Source organism: Dietzia sp., from assembly GCF_036741115.1.
Lineage (GTDB): Bacteria > Actinomycetota > Actinomycetes > Mycobacteriales > Mycobacteriaceae > Dietzia.
Genome location: NZ_DAINST010000068.1, coordinates 1 through 16925, shown reverse-complemented (window position 1 = coordinate 16925; position 16925 = coordinate 1). Strand labels below are relative to the sequence as shown.

Here is a 16925-nt window from a genome sequence, read left to right as displayed (position 1 = left end):
CCATCAACCGCCACATCAAGCGTGGTGGCAAGGTGTGGATCAACATCTTCCCGGATCGTCCTCTCACGAAGAAGCCGGCCGAGGTCCGAATGGGCTCCGGTAAGGGTTCGGTCGAGTGGTGGGTGGCCAACGTCAAGCCCGGCCGCATCCTGTTCGAAATGTCCTACCCCAACGAGGAGACCGCCCGCGAGGCCCTGCGCCGCGCGCAGCACAAGCTCCCGTGCAAGACCCGCATCGTTACGCGAGAGGAGCAGTTCTAATGGCTAGTGGAACCACCGCCCCCGAGCTGCGCGAGCTCGACGCCGATACTCTCACCGAGCGGCTGCGGGAGTCGAAGGAAGAGCTGTTCAACCTTCGCTTCCAGATGGCGACGGGCCAGCTCACCAACAACCGTCGTCTGCGGGTCGTTCGTCACGACATCGCCCGCATCTACACCGTCCTGCGCGAGCGCGAGCTCGGGCTTTCGGCAGAGCCGGGTGAGAAGTAATGAGCGAGGAGAACATGACCACCACCACTGAGCGCAACGCTCGCAAGGTGCGCATCGGCTACGTCGTCTCCGACAAGATGGAGAAGACGATCGTCGTCGAGCTCGAGGATCGCGTCAAGCACCCGCTCTACGGCAAGATCATGCGCCGCACCCAGAAGGTCAAGGCACACGACGAGACCAACACCGCCGGCGTCGGCGACCGCGTGCGGATCATGGAGACCCGCCCGATGTCCGCCAGCAAGCACTACCGCCTGGTCGAGGTCATCGAGCGCGCCAAGTAGCGCCGAGCACGACCCCAGCACGGGCCCAGGCCTGAATGTTCAAGCAACCTCCCCCCGGTTCATCCACGGATGACGCCGGGGGGAGGTTTTTCGTGCCCGCTTGTTTCCGCCGCTGTTTCTCTGCCCGGGTCCCGCGCGACGCGGGCGCGCTCCTGCGTCCTTCGGCGTCGGCGCGCCAGCCCCCGAGAGGCGTAAGTTGGGCACAGAGAACGGGCCCGTACCGGGCGAGCGAATTCCAGGAGCAGTTATATGGCGAAAACGTACGCGCAGCAACTCGTCGGATCACTCGAGGACCTCGGCGTCGAGAGGATCTTCGGGATCGTGGGAGACAGCCTCAACCCGATCGTCGACGCCCTCGCGGGCTCGTCGATCGACTGGGTGCATGTGCGCAATGAGGAGGCGGCAGCTTTCGCGGCAGGCGCGGAGTCTCTGGTCACCGGCAAGATCGCCGTGTGTGCGGCCTCGTGCGGGCCGGGCAATACGCACTTCGTCCAGGGGCTCTACGATTCGCACCGCAACGGCGCGAAGGTCCTCGCGATCGCCTCCCACATACCGAGTCTTCAGATCGGCTCGAAGTTCTTCCAGGAGACGCACCCGGAGGCGTTGTTCCAGGAGTGCTCCGGCTACTGCGAGATGGTCAATTCCGCGCAGCAGGGCGCTCGCATCCTCCACAACGCGATCCAGTCGACCCTCGCCGGCAACGGCGTCTCGGTGCTCGTGATCCCCGGCGATATCGCCAAGGAGGAGGCGCACGACGAGCCGCAGCTCCGTTCGAAGTACACCTCGAGCGTGCCGCTTGCGTGCCCTGCGGACGGGGAGCTCCGCGCGCTCGCCGAAGCCATCGAGAAGGCGGACAAGATCACCATCTTCGGCGGCGCCGGCTGCGCGCAGGCCCGCGAGCAGGTGTTCGCCCTCGCGGAGAAGATCAAGTCCCCGGTCGGCCACGCCTACGGCGGCAAGCAGTTCCTGCACTACGACAACCCGTACGACGTAGGTATGTCCGGCCTCCTCGGCTACGGCGCGTGCGATCAGGCCTTCGACGGCTCAGACCTGCTCCTGCTCCTCGGCACGGACTTCCCGTACAACGAGTTCCTCCCGAAGATCCCCACCGCGCAGGTCGACATCGAGGGCGCGCACATCGGCCGGCGCACCAAGGTCGATTACCCGGTGCACGGGGACGTGGGCGCCACGATCGACGCGCTCCTTCCGCTCATTTCGGAGAAGAAGGACCGCTCGTTCCTCGACGACATGTTGGGCAAGCAGGCCTCGAATCTCGAGCACGTCATCGAGGCCTACACCAAGAACGTCGAGGACATGGTCCCCATCCACCCCGAGTACGTCGCGCGCATCCTCGACGAGGAGGCGGCCGAGGATGCGGTGTTCACCGCCGACACCGGTATGTGCAACGTGTGGCATGCCCGTTACATCACCCCCGGTCCGAAGCGTTCGCTCCTCGCGTCGCTGCGGCACGGAACCATGGCCAACGCCTTCCCCATGGCGATCGGGGCACAGGCCGCGGACAGGAACCGGCAGGTCGTGGCCATGTGTGGTGACGGCGGGTTGTCCATGCTCCTCGGCGAGCTCCTCACCGCCGCGCTGCACGATCTTCCGCTCACCGCGGTGGTGTTCAACAACTCCTCGCTCGGAATGGTCAAGCTGGAGATGCTCGTCGAGGGTTTCCCGGATCGCGGCACCGACCACGCTGAGGTCGATTTCGCCGCGATCGCCGAGGCGTGCGGGCTCAAGTCCTTCAAGGTCACCCGGCCCCAGGACATCCGGCCGGCGATCAAAAAGGCTCTAGCGCACGACGGCCCGGCGCTCGTTGATGTGGTCACCGACCCCAACGCGCTGTCGATCCCGCCCGGGATCTCGCTCGAGCAGGTGAGCGGCTTCGCCAGGGCGGCGTCCCGCACCGTGCTCGAAGGCGGCGTCGGCCGGATGATCGACCTCGCGCGCTCGAACCTCCGAAACATCCCGCGGCCCGGCTCCTTCCGGCTGTAGCCGGGGAGCCCGCGGGCCTTACTCATCCGGAGACGAGAGAACCCCGGGAGCCGAAAGGCTCCCGGGGTTCTCTCTTGGACCAGCCGTCGCTGCTACTTCCAGTCGCCCGGAGCCTTCTTGGCGCCCGGACCCGTGAGGTTGGGGATCATGTAGTCGAGCGCCTGGTCGAAGGCAGGGGTGAACGTCGACCAGTTGTGCACGCCCGTCGGCGCGAAGTAGGTATTGTGCTCGACGCCCGCCGACGTCAGGGAGCGGTCAAGCTGGTTGGTGCACTCGCGCGTGCCGGCCTCGAGCACATAGCCCGAGAAGAGCACGGACGGGTCGCTGCCGTAGCGCTTGGCGTCCTCGGCGCCGATGGCGCCGGTGGCGGCGGACATGAACACCTTGGTCGAGGCGAGGCGCTCGGGGTGGTTGGGGAGGTCCCGCTCCTGCCACTCGGAGGTGCCGCGCGGGCCCCACATGTTCTCCATGTTTCCGCCGCGGGTCTCGATGCTCAGGCGGAGTGTCTCGAAGCCGAGGTCGGAAGCGGTGCTGTAGCAGCCCGAGACGCCGCCTGCGGTGGCGAAGAAGTCGGACTTGCTGCCCGCGAGCTGGAGCGCGGAGCCCGCACCCATCGAGACGCCGGTGGCGCCGAAGACTCCGTTGGGCTTGACGTTGCTCTTCTCGTCGCGCATGAGCTGCGGGAACTCCTCGGTGAGGAAGGTCTCCCACTTATTGCGGCCGAGGCGCGGGTCGTCGCTCTGCCACTCGGTCCAGTTCGAGCCCGGTGCGCCGACGGGAGCGACAGAGATGACCCCGGCTTCGGAGGCGCGGCGCGGGCCGCTCGTGAGCGTTCGGTAGCCCGAGGGGTTGAGGGAGTCCACGCCGTCGAGATAGTAGAGCACCGGGGCGGGGGTGTCGTCCTTGTAACCCTTGGGGAAGAACACCTCGACCTGGAACTCACGCGCCATCGACTTCGAGTGGACGGTCCACAGCTCTGCGCGGTTCGGGACGTTGGGATCGTCCTGGATCGGATCGACCTTGGTGATCCTGGTCGTATCGATAGCGGGATTCGGCGCGGGCACGGCGTATCCGGGACCGGTGAGCGAACCGACGCCCTGGGTCACGTACTGCGGACCGAAGAGCGCGCCGAGGATCTGCGCGCCGGAGGCCACCGAGCCGACGGGGATCAGAGACATCGCGGCAGTGGAGCCCATGAGGGCCGGGGTCACGAGACTTCCCGTGGGGCCGGAGAGCGAAGCGGTGCTCAGCGGGGCTGTGCCGGCGGAGAGGGGAGCGAGGACCGGGGCATCGGAGTTGAACAGCGAACCATTTCCGATGAGCCCGAGGCTCGACTTCGCGATGGTCGACGCGGCGTCGAGCGAGCCCGCGGGACCGCTGCTCGCCGGCGGGAGGTCGGAGGAGTCCGGAACGCCCGCGGACTGCGCTCCGGCCGCGGGGACCAGGCCGGACGTCGCTGCCACCAGGGTGGACAGCGCCACCGCGGTCGCGGCCGCGCCGAAGCGGCGACGGTTCGTTCTGCGGATCGTGGCCATAGCGTGGTCCTTCGGGTCGCCGGGTCGAGAAGTGCCAAGAAAAACTTAGCAGTAACTTAATCGTTATCAAAACGTTTCGCGGCGATGATCTTCGTCGAACGCACATCGAACGCCTGCCGCCGGAGCGACGTGGACTCTGTCCCGGGCATCACGGGCCGCCGCCGCGTCCGGCCGGCGGCCGCCCGACCAGCGATTTGGAGGGATGCGCGCGTGGGCCTACCATGGAGAAGTTGTCTTCGGCCTGCTACCGCTATGCGGGCGGCCGCAGGCGGCAATGACCGCGTGTAATCGGGTCGGTAATCCGGTGCACATCGAATTCAGCTAGGTCAGTCAAGGAGTACCTCGTGATTCAGCAGGAGTCGCGGCTCAAGATCGCCGATAACACCGGTGCGAGGGAGATCCTCTGCATCCGCGTGCTCGGTGGCTCGAAGCGCCGCTACGCAGGCATCGGCGACATCGTCGTCGCCACCGTCAAGGACGCCATCCCCGGCGGCAACGTCAAGAAGGGCGACGTCGTCAAGGCCGTCATCGTGCGCACCGCCAAGGAGCGCCGCCGTGTCGACGGCTCGTACATCAAGTTCGACGAGAACGCCGCCGTCATCATCAAGAACGACAACGATCCGCGTGGCACGCGCATCTTCGGCCCGGTCGGCCGCGAGCTGCGTGACAAGAAGTTCATGAAGATCGTCTCGCTGGCTCCGGAGGTGCTCTAAGTGAAGGTCCATAAGGGAGACACCGTCCTCGTCATCGCCGGCAAGGACAAGGGTGCCAAGGGCAAGGTCATCGAGGCCTACCCGAAGTCCGAGCGGGTCCTCGTCGAGGGCGTCAACCGCATCAAGAAGCACGTCGCCGACTCCGCCGCCGAGCGCGGCGCGTCCTCGGGCGGAATCGTCACGCAGGAGGCTCCGATCCACGTCTCGAACGTGCAGGTCGTCGACGCCGATGGCACTCCGACCCGGGTTGGTATCCGCACCGACGAGAACGGCAAGCGCGTCCGAGTCTCGCGCAAGACCGGGAAGGACCTGTAAGCCATGACCGCTCCCGAAAAGTACATCCCGCGTCTCAAGACGCAGTACAAGTCCGAGATCCGCGCGAAGCTGCAGGACGAGTTCCAGTACGCGAACGTCATGCAGGTTCCGGGCATCACGAAGGTCGTCGTCAACATGGGTGTCGGCGACGCCGCCCGCGACAGCAAGCTCATCAACGGCGCCGTCAACGACCTCACCCTGATCACCGGTCAGAAGCCGGAGATCCGCCGGGCCCGCAAGTCCATCGCGCAGTTCAAGCTGCGTGAGGGAATGCCCATCGGCGCGCGCGTCACCCTCCGTGGCGACCGCATGTGGGAGTTCCTCGACCGCCTCACGACCGTCGCGCTCCCGCGCATCCGCGACTTCCGCGGCCTGTCGGGCAAGCAGTTCGACGGCCACGGCAACTACACGTTCGGCCTCACGGAGCAGTCGCTGTTCCACGAGATCGACATCGACAAGATGGACCGCCCCCGCGGCATGGACATCACGGTCGTCACCACGGCGACCAACGACGACGAGGGCCGTGCCCTCCTGCGCCACATCGGCTTCCCCTTCAAGGAGAAGTAGTAGGCGAGGCTCTCACGAGCGCGTCGCTCGCCCGGCAGGTCCGGGCGGATTACAGGACTCCGCCGTCATCCCTGGTAAATACCGGGGTATGACGGCGGAGTTCCTCTATTTCCGGGCCAGTTCCCGCCGCCCCGTGGCTGCGGGAGAGGCGGGGATCAGAAGCGCTGGAGGGCGCGGCGGAGCGCGAGGGCCTGGGCGATCACGATGATGCCCGTGACGAGGAGCAGCGCGCCCGAGACGATGGCCAGCGTGACCAGCCCGAGGCCGGGGGAAACGATGAGCACGATCCCGCCGAGGAGCCAGAGCACCCCGGATACGATCGCGAGCCCGCGGCCGGGGGAGTCGGCGGCGGGGAGGAGACCGAGACGGGTGAAGCCGGCGAAGAGCCACGAAATGCCGATGAAGGCGCCGAGGAGGAAGAGCGCGCTCGGGTGGCTCACGAGCGCGAGGATGCCGGCGACGAGGGAGATCACCCCGCCGAGAATGGTGAGCGCCTTACCCGCCATACCGAAGTGGACGACGATGCCGAAGGAGATCTGGGCCAGCCCGGAGACCACGAGGTAGATCCCGAAGAGGAAGGCGAGCACGAGCGTCGTGTGCCCGGGCCACACGAGCATGACGAGACCGACGACGAGGGCCACGATTCCGAGGGCGAGGAGCGCGGTCCAGGAGTGGCGGAGGAAACGCTCGAGGCCCTGGCGCGCCGGCCCCGAATCGCGGAGGCCGCCGAAACCGCCGAAGCTAGAGGCGTGCCCGGATTCGGCTCGACCGAAGTCGCCGGCCGCGCCGGAGAAATCGTTCGGATTCTCGTTGCCGTAGACCATGATTTTCGCTCCTTACGTCGGATGTTCTCGACGCTACCCCGAGCGGCTCGTCCGAGCGCCGATGGTGTTCGGCCGGGGCCGGCGGGCGCCGGCGTAACCGGCGAGGGTCTCCGCGAGTTCGGCGGCGCGGTCCATCCAGATCGATCCGGCGGACTCGTCGGCGGAATCGCTCACGTGCTTGACCAGCTCGACGGGGATTCCCGCCGCGTGGGCGACCTGCGCGATGGCGTATCCCTCCATGTCGACGAGCTGGGCCTGCGCGGCGAGCGCCGCGCGAGTCGCGGGGTCGGAGACGAAGATGTCTCCGGTGGCGAGGACGATGTCGTCCTTGGCGCATGTGGCGCCGGCAGTACCGGCGGCGCTGCCGGCGGTGGGCCCGGACGCAGGATCCTCCGGGCCCACATGGAGGGGCGGGTATTCGTCGGTGCCGGTGATCTCGCGGATCGCGGCGTGCGAGAAATCGTGGAGGAGCACGGTGTCCACGCGGTGGACGCCCTCCATGTGTGCGTGCAGCGCGCCTGCGGTGCCAATGTTGACCACCACGCTCGGCGGGCCTCCCGCGGACTCGTATGCCGCGAGGCACGCCGCGAGTCCGGCGGCCGCGCGGATCTTGCCGATACCCGTGACGAGGACGGGCAGGCTGTGGTCGAACGCCGTGGCCTCGGCGTGCGCGGCGACCACGTACAGCGGCTCTCCGGGAGTGATCGTGCCGAATGCCAGGCGACCGATGTGGGACACATTCATTTCCACAGGTTATCGATGCGGGAGTGCGGAATTCCCGCGCCCCGCCGTCAGTGTTCCTCGGTGGAGGTGGAGTCTGAGAGGCTGCGGATGCCAATCGCCGCCGTCAGCACCACGATCACCGCGAGGATCCCGAAGGCGATGCGGAGGGCGTGGACGAACGTATCCACCTGCGCGGTGTCCCACTGGCCCGAGCCGAGCGCCGTGCCGGCGACGGTAGCGAGCACGGTGCCGACCACCGCGACGCCGACCGAGTTGCCGAGCTCCTGCGAGGTGTCGTTGAGCGAGGATCCGAGCGTCGTGTGCGTTTCGGGGAGCGCGCTGATCAGGGCGACCGCCCCGGTGGTCATGATGATCCGGATGCCGAACGTGATGACCAGCATCCCCAGCGCGGACACCCGGTAGCCCGCCGTTAGCGCGAACCACCACAGGCCCAGCCCCGCGAGCACCGAGACGATGCCGACGATCGAGGCGCGGCGATGCCCGAACCTGCCGACCAACGAGTCGACGATGGGGGAGGCGAGCATCATGCCCACCACGAAGGGGAGCATGGCGAGGCCAGCCTTCATCGGCGAGAAGCCCCACGCGAATTGGTAGAGCTGCGTGGCGGCGAACATCACGCCGACCATCGCCACCATCGTCGCCGTCTGTAGCAGCGCCGAGCCCCGAACCGCGGGGAGGGCGAGCAGCTTCATGTCGAGCATCGGCGCGTCCGTGGTGCGCTCGCGCCAGACGAAACCGAGCAGCGAGATCACGCCGACGGCGAGTACGCCGATCGTCCAGGGCGAGCCCCAGCCCCGGTCGACGCCGGAGGTGAAGGTGTAGAGCAGCGTGCCGAGCGCGAGCACCGAGAGTCCCGCGCCGAGCCAGTCGGTCTTTTCCTGACGGCGGAGCTCCGGATCGTCAGCGGGAACGCCGAAGCGGACGCCGAACCAGGCGATCAGCGCCATCGGCGCATTGAGGACGAGCAGCGCCTCCCACGGCCAGTGTTCGACGGCGATCCCCGAGAGCGTCGGCCCGATGGCGAAGCCGATCATCGCTACGGTGACGATGAGCCCGATGGCCTTCCTGCGTAGCTCCTCGCCGGGAAAGATCCGGAACACGAGGGACATCGTGAGCGGGGCGATCATCGCCGCGACGGCGCCGGCGAGGGCGCGCACGGCGATGAGCTGGGCCGGGTTCTCGACCAGCAGGACGCCGAGGTTGACGATGCCGAACAGCGCGAGGCCGGCGAGCAGCGTGCGTTTGCGGCCGAGCTTGTCGCCGAGCGTGCCGCCGACGAGGAGCAGCCCGCCGAAGGTGAGCGAGTAGGCACCGACGATCCACTGGAGATCGGTGGCGGAAGCGTGGAGGTCGCGCCCGACGGTGGGGAGCGCGACATTGAGTATCGAGTTGTCGGCCATCTCGACGAGCATCGTGAGGCACAACCCGATGAGGGCAGGGATCGCCCCGCGGAGCGAGGTGGGGCCGGCGCTCTCGCGGCCGGAGGATGCGGGCGCGGGCCGGGCCTGCGTCTCGGCAGCGATGGCCGCCGGAGAGGACGAGCCGCCGGGGGCGGGTGTCGACGAGTTCGGTGCGGCTGTTGCCGCCGGTGCGGTGTCTGCCTGCGAATCGGACATGATGTCCTCCTTTCGTGGTGTCGAACACCGTTTCAGAATCGAACGACGTTCTATTAATAGAACGGTGTTCGAGAATAGAACTACGTTCGACCCTGCGCAAGAGGGGATGGTACGGGGGTGGCTAGGCTGGGCACATGGCTGAGAGAGCGCGAAGAGGCGGTCGCGGCGCGCGGTCCGCCCCGGAGCGGCAGGACAGTGCCGCCCATCCTGCGGAAAGGCCGGGCGGAGCAGCGCGCGGGCGTCAGGCGGCGCGGGGAAGGCAGAGGGCTACGTTGTCGCTCGAGCGCGTCGTGGCCGCGGCGATCGCCACCCTCGACACGGAGGGGGAGTCCGGGCTCACCCTGCGCCGGCTCGCCGGCGAGCTCGGAAGCGGCGTGGCGAGCCTGTACTGGTACGCCGATAGCCGCGAGCAGCTCATCGGGATGGTGGCCGACGAGGTCCTCGGCGACGCACTGGCGGAGTACAGGACGCTACTCGAGGCCGATCCCGCCGTCGTGGCCACCAGGCGCGGCGAGGAGCCCTTCGTGGCCGCGCGGGAAACGAGCGCGCACACCGCTGCGGCGCTCGCCCGTCTACGCGTTCTGCTGCTGTGCATGTGGGACACGCTCATCGCGCACCCATGGCTACCTGCCCAGCTGCTGCGGAGCGAACCGGACTGGCCGAACTCGCTGCTCGTGTGGGAGCTCATCGGCGAACAGCTCCTCGAGATGGAACTCGATCAGGAGCAACGCTTCCCGGCATCGATCACGCTGGCGAATTTCGCCAGCGGGGCTGCCGCGGAGGTCGCCATGCGGGAGGGCCCGACCGCGAGCGTGCGCGCCGAGGACGATGCGGAGGTCGCCCGCGAGATGCAGGAGCAGATCGACGAGTGGACCGCGCTCGATGCGGAGCAGTACCCCTTTATCCACTCGATCCTCGGGGCGTTTGGCGAGCACGACGACAGGACGCTCTTCCTCTCCGGCCTCGACCTGCTCCTCGGCGGCATCGAGCGCCAGACCTGGAGCCGGCGATAGGCCCTGCGCCGGTCGCTCCGAGCAGACCGCTCCGCTGGGTCGGATTCACCGACCTCGCCCCGCGAGAACCTGCCGTGTGCTTGACTACACCTGCGCCCAGGCGACGGAACCCCGTGGGAATCGGGGGCGGTCGCGCCACTGTGAGGCCTTCGTGCCGAGCCAGAACGGTTGCCCGGGTCGCTTCCAAAGACAGTCGATCCGGGCGCTGAACCCGGCTAGGAGCATCTCAATGACCTCAGCAGAGCATTCCTCTGTGGGCGCCGGCATCGAACGGCCCGCAGATTCCGGCACTTCCGCCGCCGCAAAGGCGACATCGCGGGCCGACGTCAAATCCAGTCTCATCCTCATCGGGGTCTTCGCCCTGTGCGTCATCGCCTACTACTTCGTCGGCGTCGACCAGGGCGCGGTTTCGGTCTTCGGCTCGGACACGCACGTGCACGAGTTCGTCCACGACGCCCGCCACTTCGCGGGCTTCCCCTGCCACTGATAGGGGCGGACAAATGGAGAAGATCCTGACCCTGCGGGGTCTGCTTTTCGGTGCCTTCGGCGGGCTCGTGGCCTGGGTGTTCATGTTCATGATGGCAGAGCCGATCATCGGCCGCGCGATCGATTACGAAGAGGCGCGCAGCGAGGCGATGGAGATGCTCGAGCACTCCCACTCCCACGCGGCCGCCGCCGGCCATTCGCACGGCGGGGAGGACGAGCTCTTTACCCGCACCATCCAGGAGGGACTCGGGGCCGCCACCGGCATGGTGGTCCTCGGCCTCGCACTCGGCGGTATCGCCGCGGTGGTCCTCGCCGTCTGGCTGTACCTGCGCCGCTCGGACATCGAGAGTGGTCGAAGCACTGCGGCGTCGTTCGTGCTGCCAGTCGTCGGCTTCACCTTCGCGGCGGTCTACGTCCTACCGATCATCAAGTACCCGGCGAACCCGCCGGCCGTGGGGAACGGCGACACGATCACCGCGCGCACGGGGCTGTTCCTCGGTCTCATCGTCATCAGCGCTGCCGTCGTGCTCGCCGGGGTCGCGCTCCGGCGTGCCCTCCGGCCCCGTCTCGGTGCGGGGGCCACGTGGGTGGCCTTCGGCGCGGGGATCGTCGCGATGATCATCGTCTACGCGCTCATGCCGCAGCTCGGTTCGCTGGGACCGAACGCCGGCCTCGGCTCGTCCTTCGAGACGCCGCAGCCGATCGTCGACCCGTCCGACGGGCACATCCTCCTCGCAGGATTCGACGCCGACGATCTCTACCGGTTCCGCCTGTACTCGCTGTTCGCGCAGGCGATCATCTGGGCGTGCATCGCCGGAGGACTCACCCTCGGCGCGCGGAAGGTCGACGCGCTTCGCTCCGGCAACGCTGCCGTCGGTGCGGGCCGCTCGCCCGCGACCGTCGCGGCGTAGCCGGGGGCGCAGGTGGCAGGAGGCGGCCCGCTGCGGCTCCGGATCGTCGCGCACGCGGCGACGGAGGCCACGCACGCGGGCCGCTTCGCGCTCGATGACGACGGGCTGAGCCGCGCCGGCCGGGCCGCCGCATCGTGGTCCGGCGGAGAGCCCACCGGGCTTCGGGCTCGGCGAGTGCTCTGCGCCCCCGAACGCCGCGCCCGGGAGACCGCGGAGCTGCTCGGTCTCGCAACCCCGCAGATCGACATGGGCTCCGAGTTCTCCACGGCCTTCCGTGACCTCGACCTCGGCGACTGGGCCGGGCGTGGGGTCGGCGAGATCGCGCTCGAGGATCTCGCTGCCTGGAACACGGAGCCCGATTACTCGGGGCACGGGGGCGAGTCGATCACTGGACACGTGGCTCGGGTCGGCGCGGCGCTCGACGAACTCGGCGGCGGCGCGGGGTCGGCACGCGATAGGGAAGACCTCGGCAGCGACGGAGCCGAGGACTTCGTCCTCGTGGCCCATCCCGCGACGTTGCGGTCCGCCGTCATCCATGCGCTTTCCGCCCCCGCAGCGGCGTTCTTCCGCATCGACGCCGGGCCGGGGCACGAGCTCCGGCTGCACCGCCGCGGCACGCGCTGGACGCTGCGGCTCCCTCGCTAGTGTCCCCGGACAGAGTCTCCGGTGGCGCCCCGCGCTATGGGCGCAACCAGGCGCACGCCGCCGTGACGAGCGCCTCGGTGCCGGTGTCGAGCGTCGGCTGCATGTCCGGCGCGAACGCGGGGTCGTGGTTGCCCACGGCCGCATCGGGATCGGAGAACGCGCCGATGCCCCAGTACGAGTAGGGGACGCCGAGCGCATCGGAGACGATCGAGAAATCCTCGGAGGCCGGGAGCCGGCCGAGATCGCCGGACTTCTCGCCGAAGTAGGCATCGAAAGCCGCGCGCACGCGGTCGGTCTCGGCCTCGGCATTCGAGGTGATCGGGTAGTGCTCGTAGTACTCGAATTCCGGCTCGCGCGGCGAACGCGAGGCCTCGCACTCGGCGCGCACGATCCGCTCGATGGCCTCGGCGATCTGCTTCTGCACCTCCTCCGAGTAGGCGCGGGTGTCGATGAGCAGCCGCGCGGAGTCCGGGATGATGTTGGCGCGGGTCCCGGCATTGATCGCGCCGACCGTGATCGACGCCTGGTCCGCGGGATCGATCTCGCGCGAGACGATGGTCTGCAACCGTAGGACGATCGACGCGGCGAGCACGACCGGATCGACGCCGAGGTTGGGCATCGCGCCGTGGGTGCCGTGCCCGTACACCGTGACCCCGATCCGCTGCGACGTGCTGAACACCGGCCCGACCTGCGTGCCCACGTGGCCGGTGGGCAGGGTCGAGAGCACGTGCTGGCCCAGGTACACCTCCGGTGTGGGAATGACGTCGGAGATTCCGGCATCCACGAGGGCCTGCGCGCCGGCGGCCGTCTCCTCGGCGGGCTGGAACACCGCGACGAAGGTCCCGGACCAGTCATCGGTGTGCGTGGCGAGGGCCTGCACGGATCCGAGCAGCGAGGTGATATGCACGTCGTGCCCGCACGCGTGGGCGACCGGCGTCCGCGAGCCGTCGGAGTTCTCGACCGTCGCTGTCGAGGCGTAGTCCTTGCCCGAGTTCTCCTCGACCGGCAGGGCGTCGATGTCCGCACGGGCGGCGACGACGGGGCCATCGCCGCTGGAGATGATCGCGACGACTCCCGTCTCGCCCACCTTCTTCGGCTCGACGCCGTAACCCGACAGGGTCTCGGCGATCCGCGTCGAGGTCTCGTGCTCGGCGAGTCCGAGCTCCGGGTGCTGGTGGAACCACACGTAGAGGTCCTCGCGCTCCGAGCGCGTGGAGGCCAGGTCCGCGAGAATGGCCTTCGGGTCGGCGGTGGCTGCTTCGGCTTCGGCGCCCACGTTGTGCTCCTCTTCCATCGGTGGTCGTCGGGAGTGCTCGGCAATGGCTCCCGGACGGGTGGTCCGACCAGGAAAGCGCCGGTTTGGTCCCTGCGCGCGGCGTTGGTAGCGTGGACAGGTCCCATCGGAGATGGTGGCCGGTTCGCCGTGCCCGATTCCCCGATAGAGAGTCGATGGGGACGGGGCCTGCCGGGAGTGATTCCCGTGAGGACTCCCTCCACCGATTTCTTACACCCTTCCGCCGATACCTCGCCGGGATCCATCGGATTCCCGCGCAGCCCGCGGCGGCAGGGGGACAGGGCCCACGAAAGCCTGTGGAGCCCACGGTAAATATTGGAAACCTCTTCGCTGTAGGCCCACCTCGCGGGTGTGGCGTGCGCCGTCATCTAGGACTTGCGTCCCGGTCCGGCGGCCCGCTCGTGCGCGAGTTGTATGGGAACCGTGGCGAGAAAGGAACAGGTCCATCGAATGTCGATGACTGACCCCATCGCGGACATGCTCACCCGTGTCCGTAACGCGAATTCCGCGCATCATGACACCGTCTCGATGCCTTCGTCGAAGCTCAAGGCGAACATCGCGGCGATCCTCAAGCAGGAGGGCTACATCTCCTCCTACGAGGTCTCCGACGCTGCGGTCGGCAAGGAGCTCTCCATCGAGCTCAAGTACGGCCCGACCCGTCAGCGCTCGATCACCGGCATCCGCCGTGTGTCCAAGCCGGGTCTCCGCGTTTACGCGAAGTCCGACAACCTGCCGAAGGTTCTCGGCGGCCTCGGCGTGGCGATCATCTCCACGTCGCAGGGTCTGCTCACGGACCGTCAGGCCACGAACAAGGGTGTGGGCGGGGAAGTCCTCGCCTACGTCTGGTAGGGGAGGCCTTCTATGTCACGTATCGGTAAGGCTCCGATCGCAATCCCGGCGGGAGTCGACGTCAAGGTCGACGGCCCGTCCATCACCGTCAAGGGCCCGAAGGGCGAGCTGTCCCGCGAGGTCCCGGCCGCCATCAAGGTCTCGGTCGAGGACAACAACACAGTCGTGTGCACTCGCCCCGACGAGGAGCGCGAGTCGCGTTCCCTCCATGGTCTGACCCGCTCGCTGGTCAACAACATGGTCGTCGGCGTCACCGAGGGCTACAAGCAGGACATGGAGATCTTCGGCGTGGGCTACCGCGTCCAGGCCAAGGGCCAGGATCTCGAGTTCGCGCTCGGCTACTCGCACAGCGTCCCGGTTGCCGCTCCGCAGGGCATCCAGTTCGCCGTCGAGGGCCCCACGAAGTTCTCGATCTCGGGCATCGACAAGCAGCTCGTCGGTCAGGTCGCGGCGAACATCAAGCGTCTCCGCAAGCATGACCCGTACAAGGGCAAGGGCATCCGCTACGCCGGCGAGCAGGTTCGCCGCAAGGTCGGAAAGACGGGTAAGTAAATCATGGCAAACTCCACTGAGAACAAGCGCACTCCGCTCGGCACCGACGTGTCGACGGCCCGCCGCGTCTCGCGTGCGCGCCGCCACAACCGTCTCCGCAAGAAGGTCGAGGGCACCTCGGCCCGGCCGCGGCTCGTGGTCAAGCGGTCCTCGCGCCACATCCACGCCCAGATCATCGACGACTCGCGTGGCCACACCCTGGCCGCCGCCTCGACCCTCGAGGCCGACGTGCAGTCCGTCGAGGGCGACAAGAAGGCGCTCAGCGCCAAGGTCGGGCAGCTCCTCGCAGAGCGCGCCAAGGCCGCCGGCGTCGACGCCGTCGTCTTCGACCGTGGTGGCAACAAGTACCACGGTCGCATCGCGGCGCTGGCCGATGCCGCTCGCGAAGGTGGGCTGGAATTCTAATGCCGACCCTCAATGCAGCAGCAATGACCGCTAACGGAAGGACTGTCTGATGCCGGGACGTCAGCGTCGTGACGGCGGCAACGGGCCCGCCGACGACAAGAACAACAACAGCAACAACAACAATCGCGACGGTGGCCGTGGTGGCCGCGGTCGCGGACGGGACGATCGCCGTCAGGGCGGTCGCGACGACGAGCGTTCGAACCAGATCGAGAACGTCGTCGCCATCAACCGCGTGTCCAAGGTCGTCAAGGGTGGTCGTCGCTTCAGCTTCACCGCTCTCGTGATCGTGGGCGACGGCCAGGGCATGGTCGGCGTCGGTTATGGCAAGGCCAAGGAAGTTCCCGCGGCCATCCAGAAGGGTGTCGAGGAGGCGCGCAAGAACTTCTTCCGCGTCCCGATGATCGGCAACACCATTCCCCACCCTGTCCAGGGTGAGGACGCTGCCGGCGTCGTGCTCCTTCGCCCGGCTTCCCCGGGTACCGGTGTCATCGCCGGTGGCGCCGCGCGCGCCGTGCTCGAGGCCGCCGGCATTGGCGACATCCTGTCCAAGTCGCTCGGTTCGGCGAACGCGATCAACGTGGTCCACGCCACCGTTGCCGCGCTCAAGGACCTGCAGCGTCCGGAAGAGGTCGCGGCTCGCCGTGGCCTTCCCATTGAGGACGTCGCGCCCGCGGGCATGCTCCGCGCACGCGCCGGTCAGGGGGCGTAGATCATGGCAAACCTCAAGATCACGCAGGTCCGCGGCGTCGTCGGGGCCAAGCAGAACCAGAAGGACTCCCTGCGCACCCTCGGACTCAAGGGCATCCGCAAGTCCGTCGTCCGTGAGGACACCGCGCAGAACCGGGGTCTGATCAACGTCGTTAACCACCTCGTCGTGGTGGAAGAGACGGAGTGAGCAAATGACCATCAAGCTGCATCACCTCCGCCCGGCCGACGGCGCCCACAAGGACAAGACCCGCGTCGGACGCGGTGAGGCCTCGAAGGGCAAGACGGCCGGTCGCGGTACCAAGGGCACCAAGGCGCGCAAGAACGTCCCCGCGGCGTTCGAGGGCGGCCAGATGCCGATCCACATGCGTCTCCCGAAGCTCAAGGGCTTCACGAACCGCAACCGGATCGAGTACCAGATCGTCAACGTGGGCGACATCGCCCGCCTGTTCCCCGAGGGCGGACAGGTCGGCGTCGCCGAGCTCGTCGCCAAGGGCGCCGTTCGCAAGAACGAGCTCGTCAAGGTCCTCGGCGAGGGCGATCTCGCGGCCGCCGTGCAGGTGTCCGCGCACAAGTTCTCCGGCTCAGCGAAGTCGAAGATCGAGTCCGCCGGTGGCACCGTCACCGTTCTGGACAAGTAGGTAAACCGAAGAGGAGGCGGAGGGCCGTCGACTCCCCATAGGGGAGATGGCGCCCTCCGCCTCCTTTTTCGCCTCCGCACTCCGCCTGCGTTACGAGCCGTGGCGTAGGTAGTTGATAGAGTGCATAGGGCTCATTGTGCGGATCCGTCCCCTGTGGCGGGTACGCAGAATGGGCACCTGGTCTCCCGATCGGGATCCCCGCCGGGACCCCGGTGTTTTCCCGAGTGGACACGCTCGCCGCCCTCGCGGGCGGAGCGGTCGACCAGGTGGATTCGTGTTAGAAGGCGGCCGGTGAGCGGCTGCGGTTATCAGGAGGACATGTGCTCTCAGCACTGGCGTCC

General features: G+C 67.9%; 22 protein-coding genes. 17 read left to right on the top strand and 5 right to left on the bottom strand.

Annotated elements, in window-relative coordinates; genetic code table 11:
* The 4 genes from rplP to V7E05_RS10895 form a co-directional block, all read left to right on the top strand.
* A partial coding sequence (rplP, locus tag V7E05_RS10910) for a 50S ribosomal protein L16 (RefSeq protein ID WP_333619680.1) occupies positions 1-260 on the top strand: 260 nt, incomplete at its 5' end.
* Positions 260-487, top strand: coding sequence for a 50S ribosomal protein L29 (rpmC, locus tag V7E05_RS10905; protein ID WP_333619679.1), 228 nt, complete (start codon positions 260-262; stop codon positions 485-487). The genes rplP and rpmC, both read left to right, overlap by 1 nt.
* Complete coding sequence (gene rpsQ, locus V7E05_RS10900) at positions 487-768, top strand: 30S ribosomal protein S17 (protein ID WP_333619678.1); 282 nt, start codon at positions 487-489, stop codon at positions 766-768. The genes rpmC and rpsQ overlap by 1 nt, the downstream gene beginning before the upstream one ends.
* A 249-nt stretch (positions 769-1017) precedes the next feature.
* Complete coding sequence (locus V7E05_RS10895) at positions 1018-2769, top strand: pyruvate dehydrogenase (protein WP_333619677.1); 1752 nt, start codon at positions 1018-1020, stop codon at positions 2767-2769.
* 92 nt (positions 2770-2861) lie between these two features.
* Here V7E05_RS10895 and V7E05_RS10890 read toward each other — a convergent pair whose 3' ends face one another.
* Positions 2862-4304 (bottom strand): alpha/beta hydrolase, encoded by a 1443-nt coding sequence (locus V7E05_RS10890; RefSeq protein WP_333619676.1) that lies wholly within the window; start codon positions 4302-4304, stop codon positions 2862-2864.
* A gap of 344 nt (positions 4305-4648) precedes the next feature.
* Here V7E05_RS10890 and rplN point away from each other — a divergent pair, with 344 nt between their 5' ends.
* From rplN to rplE, 3 genes are read left to right on the top strand one after another with little or no spacing between them, the layout of a single operon-like run.
* Complete coding sequence (gene rplN, locus V7E05_RS10885; protein ID WP_333619675.1) at positions 4649-5017, top strand: 50S ribosomal protein L14; 369 nt, start codon at positions 4649-4651, stop codon at positions 5015-5017.
* Complete coding sequence (gene rplX, locus V7E05_RS10880; protein WP_333619674.1) at positions 5018-5332, top strand: 50S ribosomal protein L24; 315 nt, start codon at positions 5018-5020, stop codon at positions 5330-5332. It begins immediately after the preceding gene.
* A gap of 3 nt (positions 5333-5335) precedes the next feature.
* Positions 5336-5899, top strand: a complete 564-nt coding sequence (rplE, locus tag V7E05_RS10875; protein ID WP_333619673.1) for a 50S ribosomal protein L5 — start codon at positions 5336-5338, stop codon at positions 5897-5899.
* Between the two features lie 155 nt (positions 5900-6054).
* Here the strand turns inward: rplE and V7E05_RS10870 are convergent, their stop codons facing one another.
* From V7E05_RS10870 to V7E05_RS10860, 3 genes are read right to left on the bottom strand one after another with little or no spacing between them, the layout of a single operon-like run.
* On the bottom strand, positions 6055-6723 hold the full coding sequence (locus V7E05_RS10870; RefSeq protein WP_333619672.1) for an HdeD family acid-resistance protein: 669 nt from the start codon (positions 6721-6723) through the stop codon (positions 6055-6057).
* Between the two features lie 33 nt (positions 6724-6756).
* Positions 6757-7467: a nucleosidase gene (locus V7E05_RS10865; RefSeq protein ID WP_333619671.1), complete on the bottom strand. Its 711-nt coding sequence runs from the start codon at positions 7465-7467 to the stop codon at positions 6757-6759.
* A gap of 47 nt (positions 7468-7514) precedes the next feature.
* Positions 7515-9083 carry an MFS transporter gene (locus V7E05_RS10860; RefSeq protein WP_333619670.1) on the bottom strand — a complete coding sequence of 523 codons (1569 nt, stop codon included), beginning with the start codon at positions 9081-9083 and terminating at the stop codon, positions 7515-7517.
* 272 nt (positions 9084-9355) lie between these two features.
* On the opposite strand from V7E05_RS10860, the gene V7E05_RS10855 reads away from it, so the two are divergent.
* The 4 genes from V7E05_RS10855 (at position 9356) to V7E05_RS10840 (ending at position 12138) form a co-directional block, all read left to right on the top strand.
* Positions 9356-10096 carry a TetR/AcrR family transcriptional regulator gene (locus V7E05_RS10855; protein ID WP_333619669.1) on the top strand — a complete coding sequence of 247 codons (741 nt, stop codon included), beginning with the start codon at positions 9356-9358 and terminating at the stop codon, positions 10094-10096.
* 229 nt (positions 10097-10325) lie between these two features.
* Entirely contained in the window at positions 10326-10583 is a 258-nt protein-coding gene (locus V7E05_RS10850) for a CbtB domain-containing protein (RefSeq protein ID WP_333619668.1), read from the top strand.
* Between the two features lie 13 nt (positions 10584-10596).
* Positions 10597-11493: a CbtA family protein gene (locus tag V7E05_RS10845; RefSeq protein ID WP_333619667.1), complete on the top strand. Its 897-nt coding sequence runs from the start codon at positions 10597-10599 to the stop codon at positions 11491-11493.
* Positions 11494-11505: 12 nt separating this feature from the next.
* Positions 11506-12138: a histidine phosphatase family protein gene (locus V7E05_RS10840; RefSeq protein WP_333619666.1), complete on the top strand. Its 633-nt coding sequence runs from the start codon at positions 11506-11508 to the stop codon at positions 12136-12138.
* 34 nt (positions 12139-12172) lie between these two features.
* Here V7E05_RS10840 and V7E05_RS10835 read toward each other — a convergent pair whose 3' ends face one another.
* Positions 12173-13414 carry an amidohydrolase gene (locus tag V7E05_RS10835; protein WP_333619665.1) on the bottom strand — a complete coding sequence of 414 codons (1242 nt, stop codon included), beginning with the start codon at positions 13412-13414 and terminating at the stop codon, positions 12173-12175.
* A 468-nt stretch (positions 13415-13882) separates the two neighbouring features.
* On the opposite strand from V7E05_RS10835, the gene rpsH reads away from it, so the two are divergent.
* Genes rpsH through rplO form a run of 6 tightly spaced genes read left to right on the top strand, consistent with a single transcriptional unit; the run spans position 13883 to position 16584 of the window.
* Positions 13883-14281: a 30S ribosomal protein S8 gene (rpsH, locus tag V7E05_RS10830; protein WP_333619664.1), complete on the top strand. Its 399-nt coding sequence runs from the start codon at positions 13883-13885 to the stop codon at positions 14279-14281.
* A gap of 12 nt (positions 14282-14293) precedes the next feature.
* Positions 14294-14833, top strand: coding sequence for a 50S ribosomal protein L6 (gene rplF / locus V7E05_RS10825; RefSeq protein WP_333619663.1), 540 nt, complete (start codon positions 14294-14296; stop codon positions 14831-14833).
* A 3-nt stretch (positions 14834-14836) separates the two neighbouring features.
* Positions 14837-15238, top strand: coding sequence for a 50S ribosomal protein L18 (rplR, locus tag V7E05_RS10820; RefSeq protein WP_333619662.1), 402 nt, complete (start codon positions 14837-14839; stop codon positions 15236-15238).
* Positions 15239-15287: 49 nt separating this feature from the next.
* Positions 15288-15947, top strand: a complete 660-nt coding sequence (gene rpsE, locus V7E05_RS10815; protein ID WP_333619661.1) for a 30S ribosomal protein S5 — start codon at positions 15288-15290, stop codon at positions 15945-15947.
* A 3-nt stretch (positions 15948-15950) separates the two neighbouring features.
* The gene (rpmD, locus tag V7E05_RS10810; RefSeq protein WP_333619660.1) at positions 15951-16133 is read left to right on the top strand and encodes a 50S ribosomal protein L30; all 183 of its coding nucleotides are present in this window, start codon (positions 15951-15953) and stop codon (positions 16131-16133) included.
* Between the two features lie 4 nt (positions 16134-16137).
* Positions 16138-16584, top strand: coding sequence for a 50S ribosomal protein L15 (gene rplO, locus V7E05_RS10805; protein WP_333619659.1), 447 nt, complete (start codon positions 16138-16140; stop codon positions 16582-16584).
* Positions 16585-16925: the final 341 nt, after the last annotated feature.